Source organism: Bradyrhizobium sp. CCBAU 53415, from assembly GCF_028128735.1.
Classification (GTDB): domain Bacteria; phylum Pseudomonadota; class Alphaproteobacteria; order Rhizobiales; family Xanthobacteraceae; genus Bradyrhizobium.
The window spans coordinates 1-15,697 of sequence record NZ_LBJF01000017.1 but is presented as its reverse complement, the minus strand read 5'-3'; the positions used below and the strand labels follow the sequence as shown (position 1 = coordinate 15,697).

The window sequence follows — 15,697 nt, the reverse complement described above, 5'->3', positions numbered from 1 at the left end:
GCGCCATCTCATGATGGCGCCGTTTTTGTTTGCGGGATCCGCAGGATGGGCTGATCCGTTTACCGCCTGCCCTTGCGCATCGTGTCCAGCACGACGTCGGCGGCGAGCACGCTCGGTGACTTGTTGCCGGTCGACATGATCTGATCGAGCCGGGCAAAGGCCTCGACCTGCTGCCGTCGCAGCGGCGAATCCGTCAGCACATCGTGAAGCGCGGGCGCCAGCTTCTCCGGCGTGCAGTCCTCCTGCAGGAACTCCGGAATGACGTCCCTGCCGATCACGAGATTGGCAAGGATCACCGAGGAGACGCGGATCGCGCGGCGCAGGATGAAGGCCTCGATCGCGCCGACACGATAGGCCGTCACCATCGGAATGCCCGACAGCGCGAGCTCGAGCGTCACCGTGCCGGATTTGGCCAGCGCCGCATGGGCAATGCGGAAGGCGGCGCGCTTCTCGTTCTCGCCGATCACGATTTGAGGTTTGACCGGCCAATGCGCGATGCCTTCGCGGATGGTGGTTTCAAGGTGCGGCATGGTCGCCAGCATCGGCTCGAAGGCGCGCCCATCCGCCTTCAACCGGCCGAGTGCCGCGCCGAACACATCGAGGTGATGCCGGATTTCGCTGCGACGACTGCCGGGCAGCACCAGGAGCACCGGCGGCTGGCCGGCGCGGCGCGCCTGCTCCTCCGCATTCGGCCGCAGCGACGACAATTGCTCGATCAGGGGATGGCCGACATAGCTGCATGGCGGCCCGCCGAGCTTGCGGTATTCCTCCGGCTCGAACGGCAGCAGGCCGAGCACATGGTCGACATAGCCAAGCATCGTCCGCGCCCGGCCCGGCCGCCACGCCCAGAGCTGGGGCGAGACGTAATCGACGACCGGGATCGCGGAGTTCTTCGCGCGCACGCGGCGGGCGACGCGATGGGTGAAGTCCGGGCTGTCGATGATGACGAGCGCGTCCGGCGCGGCCTCGGTCACGGCGTCAGCCGTCCTCCGGATCAATCGCAGGATCTTCGGCAATTGCTGCACCACCGCGGCAAAGCCGACGATCGACAGCTCCTCGATCGGAAACAGCGACTCGAGGCCCTCGCTTGCCATGGTGCGGCCGCCGACACCCACGAACTGCACACCGTCGCCGAGGCGCTGGCGCAACACCTTCATCAGGGCGCTGCCGAGCCGGTCGCCGGATTCCTCCGTGGCGATCAGGAAGATCTTGCGCTTGGGATCGCGACCCTGCATCACGCCGGCAGGCCGATGACGAACAGATATCTTGCGTCGGCAAGCGCGATCATCGCTTGCGGCTCCGCGGCGATGGTGTTGCCGGCGATGACCGCGATGCCGGCAAGGCCGGCGGCCGCGACGCCCTCGATCGTGCGCGGGCCGATGGTCGGCAGGTCGAAGCGCAGGTCCTGGCCGCTCTTCGGCGCCTTCACCAGCACGCCGCGTCCCGTGGCGGCGCGGATGCGGCCCTCCTCACGCAGCCGCGCGACGCGGGCGAGCAGCGCGTCGGTGCCCTCGATGTCCTCGACCGCGACCACATGGCCGTCGATCACCACCGCGGCCTGGCCGATGTCGAACGGACCTAGCGCGGTCAGCACCGCGCGCCCGCGCTCGATGTCGGCCTTGCTGGTATCGCTGGGCCAGGCCCGACTGATGCACCCCTCGGGCATCAGCAGATCCGGCGCGACATCCCTGATGCCGACCATACGAAAGCCGTCCTGCTCGAGGATGCGGCCGACACCGGACAACAGATGATCGTCGCCGCCGCGAAAGGCGCGGATGACGTTGCCGAGCAGGCGCAGCGTCTTCATGTCGAACCGGATCTCGGACAGCGAGGGCCGCACCAAGGTGCCGATGAAGATCAGGTCGCGGCAGCCCTCCTCGCGAAACAGCCGCATCGCCCGGCCGAGCTGGCCGACCGAGATCCAGCGATGGCGGAATTTCTCCACCCGCGCCGGATCGCAGGCCCCGCGCAGCGGAAACAGCACCGGCGTGATGCCGTGCGCGGCGAGCGACTCGGCGACCGCGAACGGCATGGCCCCGCCGCCGGCGACGATGCCGACCGGCGACGAAACCTGCGAAGCCGCCGATGTCATGCCCGCGGCCATCCCGTACTCACGTCGCGATGGCGGGAAGACAGAGCGGGCGCTTGCCCTTGCCGATGAAGTCGAGGATTTCGGCGATCGCGGGATCTTCGCTTGCGAGCGGCCTGGATGCCTCCAACCGCTCGGCAAAGGTGCCGGGGCCGTGGAAGAGTTTTTGGTAGAACCCACGCACGGTCGCAAGCCGCTGCTTGGTGAACTTGCGGCGCTTCATGCCGATCAAGTTGAGGCCTTCCAGCACGGCGTACTGGCCGTTGACCAAGCCGAACGGGATGACGTCGTCACGCACGCCGCAGACCCCGCCAACCATCACATAAGGGCCGATGCGCGTGAACTGATGCACGGCGGACAGGCCGCCGATGTAGACGGCATCACCAATCTCGCAATGGCCGCCGAGCGTCGCCGAGGTCGCGAAGATCACGTCGTTGCCGACCATGCAATCATGGCCGACATGGCTGTTGTTCATGAAATAGCCGCCGTTGCCGACGCGCGTCAGCCCGCCACCCTTGATCGTGCCGACGTTCATCGTCGCACCTTCCCGGATGGTGCAGCCAGAACCGATCTCGAGCCGGGTCGGCTCACCCTTGTAGCTGAGATCCTGCGGGGCGCCGCCGAGCACGACGAACGGCGAGATCACGCAGCCGTCGCCGAGCGAGGTATGGCCGATGACGGTGACATGCCCGATCAGCCTGCAATTCGCGCCGATCACGACATTCGGGCCGATGATGCAATAGGGTCCGATCTCGGTGCCCTCGCCGATCACGGCGCCGTCCGCGACCCGTGCGGTGGGATCAATCTTGCTCATCAAGCCAATCTTACTCGTCAAGAAGGTCTGGTTATGTATTGAAGTCGCTTGGTTTTCGGGTGGTTAGCGCGACTATGCCCGATCTGTCCAGTGACGTATCATCTCGACGTGTTTCAAGTGTCGGATGAAGCGGCCCTGCCGGCCCATCAACAAGTTCATACGGAGCTTCAACGATCGTGGTCAGGGCCCTGGTCCTTCTGCTTGCACAGCTCGCCGGTACACCGATCGTGTCCGAGACGGTCGAGGCCGGCGAACACCGCTTCGTCGATCTCGAGCCATTCGAATGCCGCGACATCACCCGCAGCACAGTGCTTCAACGGGTCTGTTATGATCGCGCGCAGCAGGACCTGCTTGTCGCGAACAACGGCGCCTATGAGCGCTATTGCGGCGTGACGGCTGACACGGTCGAACGCCTCCTGGGCGCTCCCTCCATGGGCCAGTTCTTCAACCGGAATATCAGGCGCGAGGCGACCTCAGGGCGCTACGCGTGCCGGACGCGCGAGCCGCTCCAGAGGAGTTGATCCCGCTCAGTCCGTCAGCATGGCGCCGACATCGGCCTCCGCAACCACCTGGCCGTTGACCTTGGCGTCGCCGTGAAACCACCACATGGCCTTGCGGCGCCCGAGCGAGCGCATGTGATATTCGATGGTGTCGCCGGGCAGCACGGGCTTGCGGAACTTGCACTTGTCGATGGTGAGGAAATAGACCGCGCGCGGCTTCTCGGTGCCCTCGACCGACTTGATGCCGATCACGCCCGCGGTCTGCGCCATCGCCTCGATCATCATGACGCCGGGATAGACCGGGCGCTCGGGGAAATGTCCCTGGAAGGCCGGCTCGTTGAAGGTGACGTTCTTGATGCCGATGCCGCTGTAATCGGCGCGGATGTTGATCACGCGGTCGATGAGCAGCATCGGAAAACGGTGCGGCAGGGTCTGGAGGATTGCGTTGATATCCACCAACTCGAACTTAACAGGTGATTCCTCCGTCATTCCCGTCCCTCGTCCTTCGGATCGGCCTTGCTGTCGCGTACCAAGCGCTCCACTGCGATGATTTCCTTGAACCATTGTTTGGTCGGCTTGGCGAAATGCCCGCCCCAGCGGCCGCCCGGCGGGATGTCGTCCTTGACCGCGCTCATGGCGGTGACCTGAGCCCCATCGCCGATCTTGAGGTGATTGTTGATGCCAACCTTCGCTCCGAGCGCCACGTTGTCGCCGATGGTCAGGCTGCCGGCGAGGCCGATCTGGGCTGCCAGCAGGCAATGCCGGCCGATCGTCACATTGTGGCCGATCTGGACCTGATTGTCGATTTTGGTCCCCTCGCCGATCACGGTGTCCCGCAACGACCCGCGGTCGATCGTCGTGTTGGCGCCGACCTCGACGTCGTTCTGGATCAGCACGCGTCCGGTCTGCGGCACCTTCAGATGGCCCTCGGGGCCGAAGAAGATGAAGCCGTAGCCGTCCTGGCCGATCGAGCAGCCGGGATGGATCAGCACGTTGTTGCCGATCAGGGCGCACTGGATCGCCGTACGGGCGCCGACATTGCAGTCCCGGCCGATCTTGACGCCGGGGCCGATCACCGCTCCGACGCCGATCACGGTCCCGCTGCCGATCTCGACGTCCGGGCCGATCACGGCCAGGGGATCGACGATCACGCCGTCCTCGAGCCGGGCCGAGGGATCGATGATCGCCGAGGGCGCGATACCATCATTGCCGACCCAGGATTGCGGCCTCAGCGCGTCCCCGTGCCATTCCCGCGCGATCCTGACGAAGGCGCGGAACGGCTGCGCCACCCGCAGCACGGCCACATGCGCGGGCACCGCGGCCTCGAAGCGCGGACTGACCAGGCAAGCGCCCGCCCTGGTTGCCTTGAGCTGGTCGGCATATTTGAGGTTGTCGAAGAATGCCAGATGCATCGGGCCGGCTTCGTCGAGCGACGCCAGGCCCGTGATGACATGGCCGCCCCTCGCGGGGTCGACCAGTTGCGCCTTGGTCAGCGTGGCGATATCGCCCAACGCTGTGGCAGGCGGCTTTGTGAAGAAGATCGGCTGCGCCATTCCACCCCGTCGCGGTCCGGCTTCGGCATGAAGCGGTCGGGCCGCATCATGCCTCATGTCTTGGATTGGCACGATCCCTTTTCGGAAACCGGCTCCAGTGATCCGGATCGTGCCGTGCTGGTCGAACTAGAACGTGGTGCCGCCGCCGAACCGGAATTCCTGCACGCGATCGTACTTGCCCTTGGTGAGCGGCACGGCGTAGTCGAACCGCAGCGGACCGAACGGCGACTGCCAGATCAGGCCGACACCGACCGACGTGCGGACCACCTTGCTGTCATCAAACACGAGACCGGTGCAGGTGCCCGCTGATGACGGATTGATCGTCGACGGGATACAGCCGGGCGCATTGACCTCGTTGGTCGTGGTCCAACTCGTCGGTCCCTGGTAGTCGTAAAGGCCACCGGCATCGGCATAGACCGCACCCTTCAGACCCACTTCCTTCGGCAGGAACCAGAACGGCATCTGCAGTTCGAGCGAGGCGCCCCAGTACTTGGTGCCGCCGAGCGCGTCCTGGGTACCAAAGGGATTCAGGTCGCGCGGGCCGATGCCGTTCGGGGCAAAGCCGCGAACGAGGTTCGGGCCCATCTGGAAGTGGTCGAGCATGCGCAGATCGCTGCCCACCTTGGTCAGAATACCGCCCTGGAGACGGACGATGCCGACAATGTCCGACACCAGCGGAGCGTAGTACTTTCCGTCCGCCACGGTCTTCAGATAGGAGACGTCGCCGCCAACGCCGGCAAAATCCTGCCGGAAGTCGATGAGCAGACCGTCGGTGGGGTTCTTGTTGTTGTCCAGCGTGTTGTAGGTCAGCGTATAGCCAAGCGCCGAGGTCAGGGTCTTGCCGTTGGCAAGCTCCTTGCGCACCGGCAGCGAGGCTTCGCCGTCGCTGTAGCAGCCAAGACCGTTGGTCGAGCTCAGGTCGATCGGCGGGACCTGCGAGGCAGCAAAGGCCGGGCTCGGGTTGAACGCCGAGGAGCCAACGACGTTATTACAGTTCGCCAGGTAGCTCGGCAGCGTGATTTCCTGCTGGTAGATCGAGTAGCGCAGCTGGAGCGCCAGATCTTCACGCAAGGAGAAGCCGAGGCGCGGCGAGAAGCCGAGCGTCTTGGTGCCGTAGGAGATGTAGCTGTTGGACAGCTGCTGGCGCTGATAGAGGTCGAGGCCGAGCGCGACGCGGTAGTCGAGCAGATACGGCTCGACGAACGACAGCGAGTAGCCGCGGGCGTACTGGCCATAGGTCACCGACGCCTTGGCGAACAGGCCGCGGCCGAGCAGATTGCGCTCGGAGACCGACACTTCGGCCAGCGCGCCGTCGGTGGTGGAGTAACCGCCCGAGATCGAGAAGTCGCCGGTCGATTTCTCTTCCATGTCGACATTCAGGATGACGCGGTCGCTCGACGAGCCCGGCTCGGTCGTGATCTTCACGCTCTTGAAATAGTCGAGGTTCTTCAGGCGCCGCTCGGCACGATCGACCAGCGCGCGGTTGTAGGCATCTCCTTCCGAGATGTCGAACTCGCGGCGGATCACGTAGTCGCGCGTGCGGGTGTTGCCGCGCAGGTTGATGCGCTCGATATAGGTGCGCGGGCCCTCGTCGATGTTGAAAACGACGGACACCGTGTGTGCTTCAAAATTACGGTCGCCACCGGGCCGGACCACGGCGAAGGCATAGCCGCGGCGCGAGGCTTCGATCTGCATCTCCTCGACCGACTTCTCGACCGATTCGACGTTATAGAGCGAGCCGACATTGACGCGCGAATAGGCGCGCATCGAGGATGGATCGAAGTTCGGAATGCTGGAGCGGAAGTCGACCGCGCCGACGCGGTACTGCGCGCCTTCCTCGATCTTGAAGGTGACGTTGAAGCCCTTCTTCTCCGGGTCGTATTCGGTGAGCGCGGCCACGACCTGGACGTCGGCGAAGCCGTGCTTGAGGTAGAAGCGCCGGATCAGATCGCGGTCGGCTTCGACGCGATCGGGATCATAGATGTCGCCGCTGGCGAGGAAGCTCAGCAGGTTCGATTCGCGCGTCTTGATGACGTCCCTAAGGCGGTACGACGAGAATGCGTTGTTGCCGACGAACTCGATCGACTTGACGCCGGTCTTGGCGCCCTCCTCGATCGTGAAGATCAGGTCGACGCGATTGTTCGGCTGCTCGATGATCTCGGGCGTGACGCGCACGTCATAGCGGCCGGACCGGCGATAGATTTCAGCGATTCGCAGCGTGTCGGACTGCACCATGGCGCGGGAGAAGGTGCCGCGCGCCTTGGACTGGACTTCGGCGGTGAGTTGCTCGTCCTTGATCTTCTTGTTGCCCTCGAAGGCGAGGCGCCCGATCACCGGATTTTCCACCACGGAGACGATGATCTGGCCGCCGGGCCCGCGGTTGATCCTCACGTCCTGGAACAGGCCGGTCTCGATCAATGCCTTGAGGCCGTCGTCGATGGCGCCCTGATCCAGGCGGCCGCCCGGACCCGGCTTGAAATAGGAGCGGATCGTCTCCACCTCGACCCGACGATTTCCTTCGACGGAAATCGACTGGACGGTCTGAGCGAGCGCAGACGAAGACATGAAAGCAGCCCCAACCGGGGCAACCACCGGCGCGCCGAACATGATCAGGGTTGCGAGCAAGCCCCCCCGGAGTCGCAGTCCAAACTTCATCGCGCAACGCGCCCTTATCATTCCCTGCCAGACCCAACCCCAACGCCGGTCCGGAGATTCCCCAAGTTCAGGCCGCTTGTAGCCAATTTCGCCGACGCCGCAAACGGCCGAAAGCGCCGTAATTTCAATTTCATTCCAGGACGTTGCTCAACAGCAACGCCACAAAAAAGCCCCTATCAGGAAGCTGCCATCCGCAGAATGTCGTTGTAGGTCGCAAACACCATCAACATCAGCACCAAGCCCAGTCCGATTCGGAACCCCATCTCCTGAGTCCGCTCGGACAAGGGCCGGCCGCGGACCACCTCGGCCGCATAGAACATAAGGTGGCCACCATCGAGCAGCGGGATCGGGAACAGGTTCAACAGGCCGATCGAGACCGACAGCACCGCGCAGAGATTGATCACGAACTGGAACCCGGCGCTGGCCGCCTGCCCCGACATCTTCGCGATTCCCAGGACGCCGCTGACCTCGTTCGGATTGCCCTGTCCGACGAACAGCGAGCCCAGGAACTTGAAGGTGCTGGTGATGATGAACCAGACCTGCTCGACCCCGATCTTGAGCGCTTCACCGACGCCGACCGGCGCGGTCGAGGCCTCCCCGGCCTGCGACTTGTGCTCGATGCCGAGCACGCCGAGACGATGGCTGTTGCCGAACGGATCCTTGCGCTCGAGCAGCGCCGGGGTTGCGGTCAGCGAGACCACGGCGCCGTCGCGCTTCACCTGGAACACAAGCGCCGAACCCGCGTTCATCGCAACGATTCGCTGCATGTCGGCAAAGCTCTCGATCGGCTTGCCGTCGATCCGGACGACGACGTCCCCGATCTTGAAGCCGGCCGCAGCCGCCGCGCCATCGGCGACGACGCCGTCGACACGCGCGATCGTGCTCGGCTTGCCGTAGTAGAGGGCCATGCCGGCGAAGATCAGCGCGCCCAGAATGAAATTGGCGATCGGTCCTGCCGCGACGATGGCGGCGCGCGGGCCGACCTTCTTGTGGTGGAAGCTGCCGGCGCGCTCTTCGGCCGTCATGGCCGCGAGGCTCTGGGCCGACGGAGTCGAGGCCTCGCTCTCGTCGCCGAAGAACTTGACGTAGCCGCCGAGCGGGATTGCCGAGATCTTCCAGCGGGTGCCATGGCGGTCGTTGAAGCCGACCAGCTCAGGTCCGAAGCCGAGCGAGAAGGTCAACACGCGAACGCCCGCCCACCGCGCGACCAGGAAATGGCCGAGCTCGTGAAAGAACACGACGATGGTCAGGACGAACAGGAAGGGGACTGCGTAGCCGAGGAGCCCATGGCTCAACGTATTGAAACTATGGACTAAAAAGTCGATCATCGATTTCCCTCACCCAGCGCCGCAAGGCCCTGGCCCCAACCAGCTAGGATGCCTTTAAGGCAATTTGAGGCAATAGGGCGGCAGCTCTATTTCGCGCAACATGGTCAACGGAAATTGCGTCATCGGCGGACGTCAGGGGCGCCTGGTTCCCGCCGCGGATCCAGTCGTCCAGTGTTGCTTCCACCAGCCGCGCAATCGCGCCGAACCGGATCTTGCCGGCGATGAACGCGGCGACCGCAACCTCGTTGGCGGCGTTGTAGACGGTGGTCGCCCCCTTCCCGGTCCGGAGCGAATCGTAAGCCAGCCGGAGGCCGGGGAAGCGCTCGAAATCCGGCGCCTCGAAAGTCAGCTGGCCGATCTTGGCGAGGTCCAGCTTGGCCGCCGGCCCCTTGATGCGGTCGGGCCAACCGAGGCAATGCGCGATCGGCGTCCTCATGTCGGGCGCGCCGAGCTGGGCCACCACCGAGCAGTCGGAAAACTCGACCATGCCGTGGATGATCGACTGCGGGTGAACGAGCACGTCGATCTCGTCGGGCGCGAGCGCGAACAGATAGGACGCTTCGATCACTTCGAGCCCCTTGTTCATCATCGAGGCGGAATCGATCGTGATCTTCTGGCCCATGCTCCAGTTCGGATGCTTCAGGGCCTGCTCGAGCGTGGCCTGCTCGATGTCGGCGGGCTTCCAGGTCCGGAACGGACCGCCCGAGGCCGTGATGATGACGCGGACGAGTTCGTCGCGATTGCCTGAGCTCAGCGCCTGGAACAGCGCATTGTGCTCGGAATCGGCCGGCAGGATGCAGGCGCCCGCCTTTGCCGCGCGCTGCATGAAGAAATCGCCGGCGCAGACCAGGCACTCCTTGTTGGCGAGCGCGACATGGGCGCCGCGATCGACCGCCGCCAGCGCCGGCTTCAGTCCGGCGGCTCCGCTGACCGCCGCCATCACCCAGTCGGCGGGACGCGCGCCGGCCTCGATCACCGCGCTCTCGCCGGCGCCGCATTCGGTGCCGGTGCCCGCCAGCGCGGCCTTGAGCTCGGCGAGCTTGGAGGTGTCGGCGATCGCGACATAGCGCGCCGAGAATTCCCTGGCGAGCTTCGCCAGCGCTGCGACATTGCCGTTCGCCGTCAGCGCCTCGACGCGGTAGCGCTCGGGCGAGGCGCGCAGCAGGTCCATCGTGCTGTCGCCGATCGAGCCGGTGGCACCGAGAACCGTGACGCTGCGGACGTCGGACGCCGCAAGCCTGTTGTTACGCAATGGGACCGCGCTCATATCCTCACCAAACCATAAGACCGCTTCCAGCGCTATGCACACCGTGGCGGAGAAAGCCGATAATCCATGCCGCCAGGATGGCGGCGACGAAACCGTCCAGGCGGTCCATAAGCCCGCCATGGCCGGGAATTAAGTGACTGGAATCCTTGACACCGAAGCGCCGCTTCACTGCGGATTCGAAGAGATCGCCGAGTTGCGACACCACCGACAGGACTGCACTGACGAGCAGCAGTGGAACCGCCTTTCCGATCCCGCAGGCGGCAAAGCCGGCTGCAACCGCAAGGCTCGCCCCGAAGCCGCCGAGCGCTCCGGACCAGGTCTTTTTCGGGCTCACGCGCGGCCATAATTTCGGACCGCCGATGCTGCGGCCGGCAAAATAGCCGCCGATGTCGGTCGCCCACACCACGAGCAGCACGAACATCAGCGCGGAGAAGCCGTTGACGAGATCCTTCCGCACCAGGATCGAGGCCAGCAGCGCCACCGATGCATAGGCAAAGCCCGTCGCCGCCCAGACGAACTTGCCTCGCGCGATCAGCATCACGATCGCGCCGCCGATCAAGCCGGTGATGACGGCGGTCCTGAGGGCACCGAAGGTCACGCAGAATCCCATGATGGCGATGACGATGGTCCCCGCCCCCGTCAGCGCGACTGAGCTCGCGCCCACCACCATCAGCCATTCGGCGAACAGTCCGATCGACACCAGGGTGACGAGAAGCGCCCAAAGCCAGCCGCCGGCGTAGGCGAGCGCAATGGCGAGCGGCGCCAGCACCAGGGCTGCGAGGATTCGCATCATGAGATTGCTCGGAGCAGGCGCCGAGCCCGCCGGTGCGGCGTCGGGTTCGCTCACGAGGCGGTTTTCGCGACCAGGCCGCCGAAACGGCGCTCGCGCCGGGCAAACTCGGCGATCGCGCTTTCCAGCGCCGCCTTGTCGAAGTCGGGCCAGTGGATCGGCACGAACACGAGCTCGCTATAGGCGGCCTGCCACATCAGGAAATTTGACAGGCGCTGCTCGCCGCTGGTGCGAATGATGAGATCGGGATCGGGAATGTCGGGCGCGTCGAGATGCGCGCCCAGTGTCTCGGCGTCGATCGTGGCGGGATCGCGCCTGCCTTCGGCGACCTCGCGGGCGAGCTTCTGCGCTGCTTTCGCGATCTCCTGCCGCGAGCCGTAGTTGAAAGCGACGACGAGCGTCAGGCGCGCGTTGTCGCGTGTCAGCTCCTCGGCCTCGTTGAGGAGCGTGCAGATGTCGTTATCGAGCCCCTCGCGCTCGCCGATGATGCGAACCTTGACGCCGTCGCGGTGCAGGCTCGCCAGATCGTTGCGGATGAAGCGCCGCAGCAGGCCGAACAGGTCGCCGATCTCGCTCGCCGGGCGCGACCAGTTCTCCGAAGAGAACGAGAAGATGGTGAGATAGCGAATGCCGAGTTCGTGCGAGGCGCGCACCACGCGGCGCAGCGCGTCCACGCCGCGGCGATGCCCTTCCGCACGCGGCAAGCCGCGCGCGGCCGCCCAACGCCCGTTGCCATCCATGATGATGGCGACATGCGCAGGCGCCTCGGACCGGTCGGGTCCTTCCGTTGCTGGCGCGGCGGCGTTGGACATGAAGGCGATGCCTTAAACGGTGAGGATTTCTTTTTCCTTGGCGGCCAGCAACTGGTCGATCTCGGCGATGGTGCCGTCGGTCGCCTTCTGCACCTCGTCGGCGTGACGCTTCTGATCGTCCTCCGACATCTCGTGATTCTTCTCGAGCTTCTTGAGCACGTCGAGACCGTCGCGACGGACGTGGCGCGCGGCGACCTTGGCGGCTTCGGCGTATTTGTGCGCGACCTTCACCAGCTCCTTGCGCCGCTCCTCGTTGAGCTCGGGGATGCGCAGGCGCAGCACCTGGCCCTCGGTCGCCGGCGACAGGCCGAGATTGGAATCGACGATCGCCTTCTCCACCGGCTTGACCATCGACTTGTCCCAGACCTGCACCGAGATCAGCCGCGGCTCCGGCACGCTGACGGTGGCGAGCTGGTTCAACGGCATGTGGCTGCCATAGGCCTCGACCTGAACCGGATCGAGCATCGAGGCGGAGGCGCGGCCGGTGCGCAGGCCGCCGAGTTCGTGCTTGAGGGACTGGACGGCGCCCTGCATGCGGCGCTTCACTTCGTTGAGGTCGAAATTACCCGTGGCCATCACGTTTCTCCTTCAAAATCCCGGCGGCCGCTCCGCGCCCTTCCCTCAGGGCGCGCCCGACGAGCCGTCAGCCGGCGACGATGGTTCCATGGCCGACGCCACGCAGAATCGCGCCGATCGACCCCGGCTCCGCGATCGAGAATACGATGATAGGCAACGATGTCTCGCGGGCAAGCGCGAAGGCGGTCGCATCCATCACCTTGTAGCCGCCCTCGATCGCCTGCGAATGCGTCAGACGGTCGAACCGCGTGGCGGTCGGATCGGTCTTCGGGTCGGCCGAGTAGACGCCGTCGACATTGGTCGCCTTCAGGACCGCCTGCGCCCCGATCTCGGCGGCACGCAGCACCGCGGTCGTGTCGGTGGTGAAGTACGGATTGCCCGTCCCGCCGCCAAGCAGCACGATCCGGCCCTCGGCCAGGTATTTGTGTGCCGCGGTGCGGGTGAACAGCTCGGAAATCTCGGGCATGACGAAGGCCGACAGCGTCCGTGCCGGCGTGCCCTTGCGCTCGATCGCCGCTTCCAGCGCGAGGCAGTTCATCATAGTGGCGAGCATGCCCATGGTGTCGCCGGTCGTGCGCGACACCCCGCGGGAGGAGACTTCGACGCCGCGGACCATGTTGCCGCCGCCGATCACGACCGCAACCTCGGTGCCGAGATGGCGGGCCGCGATCAGATCGTCCGCAACCCGGTCGACGGTCGGCTGATCGATGCCAAAGCCTTGCTGTCCCGCGAGATATTCGCCGGACAGCTTGATCACGACGCGACGATAGACCGGATCAGTCATGAGCACTTTCCTTGTCCGGGCGCCGCTTCCGGCGGCACGCCGGAAGGAACGTTCCGGCGCTTATTTCTTGCCGCTGGCCGCGGCGACCTCGGCCGCGAAGTCGCTTTCCTGCTTCTCGATTCCCTCGCCGAGAGCATAGCGCACAAAGCCCGCGATCTTCACAGCGCCGCCGACCTTGCCCTCGGCCTCCTTCACCGCCTGCGCCACAGACTTGCCAGTGTCGTGGATGAAGGCCTGCTCGAGCAGGCAGACTTCCTTGTAGTAGGTCTTGAGGCCGGACTCGACGATCTTCTCGATCACGTTCTCGGGCTTGCCCTGCTGACGGTACTTGTCGGCGAGCACGTCCTTCTCGCGCTTGACCACGGCCGGATCGAGGCCGGACGGATCGAGCGCCAGCGGGTTGGCGGCCGCGACATGCATCGCGATCTGACGGCCCAGCACGGCGAGCTCGTCGGCCTTGCCCGGTGATTCCAGCGCCACGATCACGCCCATCTTGCCGGCGCCGTCGATAACGGCGCCGTGGACGTAATGCGACACCACGCCCTGGCTGACTTCGAGCTGGGCGGCACGGCGCAGCGTCATGTTCTCGCCGATGGTGGCGATGGCATCATTGATCGCGGTTTCGATCGTGACGTCGCCGACCTTGGCGGCCTTGATCTTCTCGACGTCGGCGCCGGCGTCGAACGCGACCTGGGCGATCATCTTGACCAGGCCCTGGAACTGGCCGTTGCGCGCGACGAAGTCGGTCTCGGAATTGACCTCGACCACGACGCCCTTGGTGCCCTTGGTGAGTGCGCCGATCAGGCCCTCGGCCGCGACGCGGCCCGACTTCTTGGCGGCCTTGGACAGTCCCTTCTTGCGCAGCCAGTCCTGCGCGGCTTCCATGTTGCCGTCGTTTTCGGTCAGCGCGGCCTTGCAGTCCATCATGCCTGCGCCGGTCGACTCGCGCAGATCCTTGACCATCGCAGCTGTGATCGTTGCCATCGTTGAAAATCCTTTGTGCCTGCCGGTTTGCCGCGGCGTGGCATCGAAGCGCCCCGCCGCGGTCCATCTCAGGAATTCGCGTCAACTGAAATGGTGGCCGGATCCTATCCGGCCAACCCATCGCTCTTTTTGACTATTCCGCTTCCGCGGTCAGCGCCTTGGCCTTGGCCACCCAGGCGTCCGCGCGGCTCGGAAGACCGACTTCTTCGCCGATCGTGTGCGCGGTGTCGTGGTCGAGCTCGGCGAGCTGCCAGTAGTGGAAGATGCCGAGGTCGTTGAACTTCTTCTCGATCGCGCCCGACACGCCCGGGAGCTTCTTGAGGTCGTCGGCGGTGCCGCGAGGGCCCGCAAGGCCCTGGAAGCCGCTCGACGATGCGGCCGGCAGCTCTTCGGCCAGCGGCTTGGCCGAGGCGCCGATGTCGATGCCCGAATCGCCCTGCGCACGCGAGATGCCGTCGATCGCCGCACGCGCGATGAGGTCGCAATACAGAGAGATGGCGCGGCCGGCGTCGTCATTACCGGGCACCACATAGGTGATGCCCTTGGGGTCCGAATTGGTGTCGACGATCGCGGCGACCGGGATGTTGAGCCGCTGGGCTTCCTGGATCGCGATGTCTTCCTTGTTGGTGTCGATCACGAAGATCAGGTCGGGCAGACCGCCCATGTCCTTGATGCCGCCGAGCGAGCGGTCGAGCTTGTCGCGCTCGCGCTGAAGCGTCAGGCGCTCCTTCTTCGTGTACGAATTGGCTTCACCGCCTGCAAGCACGTCGTCGAGGTGACGCAGGCGCTTGATCGAGGCGGAGATCGTCTTCCAGTTGGTCAGCGTGCCGCCGAGCCAGCGCGAATTGACGAAATATTGCGCGCAGCGCTTGGCCGCGTCCGCGACGCCGTCCTGCGCCTGGCGCTTGGTGCCGACGAACAGGATGCGGCCGCCCTTGGCAACCGTGTCGCTGACGGCCTGGAGAGCCTGGTGCAGCATCGGCACGGTCTGGGCGAGATCGACGATGTGGATGTTGTTGCGGGTGCCGAAAATGAACGGAGCCATTTTCGGATTCCAGCGGTGCGACTGGTGACCAAAGTGCACGCCAGCTTCGAGCAGCTGACGCATGGTGAAATCGGGTAGCGCCATCGTTCTAATTCTCCGGTTGGTTCCTCCGGAAACGTGTGAGCAAAACGGAGCGTTCTCGCCCCGGCTGCCACCGGACGGCCTTGTGAGCCATGTTTCCGTGTGAGATGGCGCGCTATATAGCGCCATTTCGGCCAGAAGCAAGGAAATAAGGGGCCGTCAGGGACGCCGGCAAGCTCCCGTCGCTTGCCGAGTTCCCTGCCCTCGAGCCTCCTAGCACTTCGGCTGGCCCGGCGGGCAGCTCTTTGGTGGTGGGCTGGCCGGCCGCGGAGGCGCATGCGGCGCAGCAGCCATCGGCGGCGGCGCGGGCCGCGCGACCGGAGGTGGCGGCGGCGCAGGCCGTGCCATCGGAGGCGGCGCAGGACGCGCCATCGCAGGCGGAGGCGGCGCCGGTCGAGCAACGGGCGGTGGTGGCGTGG

15 protein-coding genes are annotated in these 15,697 nt (G+C 65.3%); 1 reads left to right on the top strand and 14 read right to left on the bottom strand.

Translation table 11 applies throughout. The features are described 5' to 3' along the window. Nucleotides 1-59: 59 nt before the first annotated feature. From lpxB to lpxA, 3 genes are read right to left on the bottom strand one after another with little or no spacing between them, the layout of a single operon-like run. Complete coding sequence (lpxB, locus tag XH87_RS09825) at nt 60-1,238, bottom strand: lipid-A-disaccharide synthase (protein WP_271587115.1); 1,179 nt, start codon at nt 1,236-1,238, stop codon at nt 60-62. Next, on the bottom strand, nt 1,235-2,092 hold the full coding sequence (locus XH87_RS09820; protein WP_271587217.1) for an LpxI family protein: 858 nt from the start codon (nt 2,090-2,092) through the stop codon (nt 1,235-1,237). Before XH87_RS09820 ends, lpxB begins: the two co-directional genes overlap by 4 nt. Before the next feature lie 19 nt (nt 2,093-2,111). Beyond that, on the bottom strand, nt 2,112-2,903 hold the full coding sequence (gene lpxA / locus XH87_RS09815; protein WP_271587114.1) for an acyl-ACP--UDP-N-acetylglucosamine O-acyltransferase: 792 nt from the start codon (nt 2,901-2,903) through the stop codon (nt 2,112-2,114). A 176-nt stretch (nt 2,904-3,079) separates the two neighbouring features. Between lpxA and XH87_RS09810 the strand changes: the two genes are divergently transcribed. Continuing rightward, complete coding sequence (locus XH87_RS09810; protein WP_271587113.1) at nt 3,080-3,424, top strand: KTSC domain-containing protein; 345 nt, start codon at nt 3,080-3,082, stop codon at nt 3,422-3,424. A gap of 6 nt (nt 3,425-3,430) precedes the next feature. On the opposite strand, the gene fabZ is transcribed toward XH87_RS09810, so the two are convergent. From fabZ to XH87_RS09755, 11 genes are all read right to left on the bottom strand, one after another. After that, nucleotides 3,431-3,892: a 3-hydroxyacyl-ACP dehydratase FabZ gene (fabZ, locus tag XH87_RS09805; RefSeq protein WP_035702330.1), complete on the bottom strand. Its 462-nt coding sequence runs from the start codon at nt 3,890-3,892 to the stop codon at nt 3,431-3,433. Beyond that, complete coding sequence (lpxD, locus tag XH87_RS09800) at nt 3,889-4,956, bottom strand: UDP-3-O-(3-hydroxymyristoyl)glucosamine N-acyltransferase (RefSeq protein ID WP_271587112.1); 1,068 nt, start codon at nt 4,954-4,956, stop codon at nt 3,889-3,891. Before lpxD ends, fabZ begins: the two co-directional genes overlap by 4 nt. 126 nt (nt 4,957-5,082) lie before the next feature. Beyond that, the gene (bamA, locus tag XH87_RS09795) at nt 5,083-7,611 is read right to left on the bottom strand and encodes an outer membrane protein assembly factor BamA (RefSeq protein ID WP_271587111.1); all 2,529 of its coding nucleotides are present in this window, start codon (nt 7,609-7,611) and stop codon (nt 5,083-5,085) included. A gap of 176 nt (nt 7,612-7,787) precedes the next feature. Then, nucleotides 7,788-8,939, bottom strand: coding sequence for an RIP metalloprotease RseP (gene rseP, locus XH87_RS09790; RefSeq protein ID WP_271587110.1), 1,152 nt, complete (start codon nt 8,937-8,939; stop codon nt 7,788-7,790). Nucleotides 8,940-8,982: 43 nt separating this feature from the next. Further along, a complete protein-coding gene (dxr, locus tag XH87_RS09785; RefSeq protein ID WP_271587109.1) occupies nt 8,983-10,206 on the bottom strand; it encodes a 1-deoxy-D-xylulose-5-phosphate reductoisomerase in 1,224 nt (407 codons plus the stop codon). A 4-nt stretch (nt 10,207-10,210) separates the two neighbouring features. Then, nucleotides 10,211-11,053, bottom strand: a complete 843-nt coding sequence (locus tag XH87_RS09780; protein WP_271587108.1) for a phosphatidate cytidylyltransferase — start codon at nt 11,051-11,053, stop codon at nt 10,211-10,213. Continuing rightward, nucleotides 11,050-11,808: an isoprenyl transferase gene (locus XH87_RS09775; protein WP_271587107.1), complete on the bottom strand. Its 759-nt coding sequence runs from the start codon at nt 11,806-11,808 to the stop codon at nt 11,050-11,052. Before XH87_RS09775 ends, XH87_RS09780 begins: the two co-directional genes overlap by 4 nt. Before the next feature lie 12 nt (nt 11,809-11,820). Continuing rightward, nucleotides 11,821-12,384 (bottom strand): ribosome recycling factor, encoded by a 564-nt coding sequence (frr, locus tag XH87_RS09770; protein ID WP_035702309.1) that lies wholly within the window; start codon nt 12,382-12,384, stop codon nt 11,821-11,823. 67 nt (nt 12,385-12,451) lie between these two features. Then, a complete protein-coding gene (gene pyrH / locus XH87_RS09765; protein WP_271587106.1) occupies nt 12,452-13,168 on the bottom strand; it encodes a UMP kinase in 717 nt (238 codons plus the stop codon). Nucleotides 13,169-13,228: 60 nt separating this feature from the next. Next, nucleotides 13,229-14,152 (bottom strand): translation elongation factor Ts, encoded by a 924-nt coding sequence (tsf, locus tag XH87_RS09760; protein WP_035702304.1) that lies wholly within the window; start codon nt 14,150-14,152, stop codon nt 13,229-13,231. 133 nt (nt 14,153-14,285) lie between these two features. Then, nucleotides 14,286-15,281, bottom strand: a complete 996-nt coding sequence (locus XH87_RS09755; RefSeq protein ID WP_035702301.1) for a 30S ribosomal protein S2 — start codon at nt 15,279-15,281, stop codon at nt 14,286-14,288. Nucleotides 15,282-15,697: the final 416 nt, after the last annotated feature.

What these genes read in the sequence shown, in the direction of transcription:
- XH87_RS09820 (WP_271587217.1), bottom strand. Translation starts at nt 2,092, where the DNA reads ATGACATCGGCGGCTTCGCAGGTTTCGTCGCCGGTCGGCATCGTCGCC.
- lpxA (WP_271587114.1), bottom strand. Translation starts at nt 2,903, where the DNA reads ATGAGCAAGATTGATCCCACCGCACGGGTCGCGGACGGCGCCGTGATC.
- fabZ (WP_035702330.1), bottom strand. Translation starts at nt 3,892, where the DNA reads ATGACGGAGGAATCACCTGTTAAGTTCGAGTTGGTGGATATCAACGCA.
- lpxD (WP_271587112.1), bottom strand. Translation starts at nt 4,956, where the DNA reads ATGGCGCAGCCGATCTTCTTCACAAAGCCGCCTGCCACAGCGTTGGGC.
- bamA (WP_271587111.1), bottom strand. Translation starts at nt 7,611, where the DNA reads ATGAAGTTTGGACTGCGACTCCGGGGGGGCTTGCTCGCAACCCTGATC.
- rseP (WP_271587110.1), bottom strand. Translation starts at nt 8,939, where the DNA reads ATGATCGACTTTTTAGTCCATAGTTTCAATACGTTGAGCCATGGGCTC.
- dxr (WP_271587109.1), bottom strand. Translation starts at nt 10,206, where the DNA reads ATGAGCGCGGTCCCATTGCGTAACAACAGGCTTGCGGCGTCCGACGTC.
- XH87_RS09775 (WP_271587107.1), bottom strand. Translation starts at nt 11,808, where the DNA reads ATGTCCAACGCCGCCGCGCCAGCAACGGAAGGACCCGACCGGTCCGAG.
- frr (WP_035702309.1), bottom strand. Translation starts at nt 12,384, where the DNA reads ATGGCCACGGGTAATTTCGACCTCAACGAAGTGAAGCGCCGCATGCAG.
- pyrH (WP_271587106.1), bottom strand. Translation starts at nt 13,168, where the DNA reads ATGACTGATCCGGTCTATCGTCGCGTCGTGATCAAGCTGTCCGGCGAA.
- tsf (WP_035702304.1), bottom strand. Translation starts at nt 14,152, where the DNA reads ATGGCAACGATCACAGCTGCGATGGTCAAGGATCTGCGCGAGTCGACC.
- XH87_RS09755 (WP_035702301.1), bottom strand. Translation starts at nt 15,281, where the DNA reads ATGGCGCTACCCGATTTCACCATGCGTCAGCTGCTCGAAGCTGGCGTG.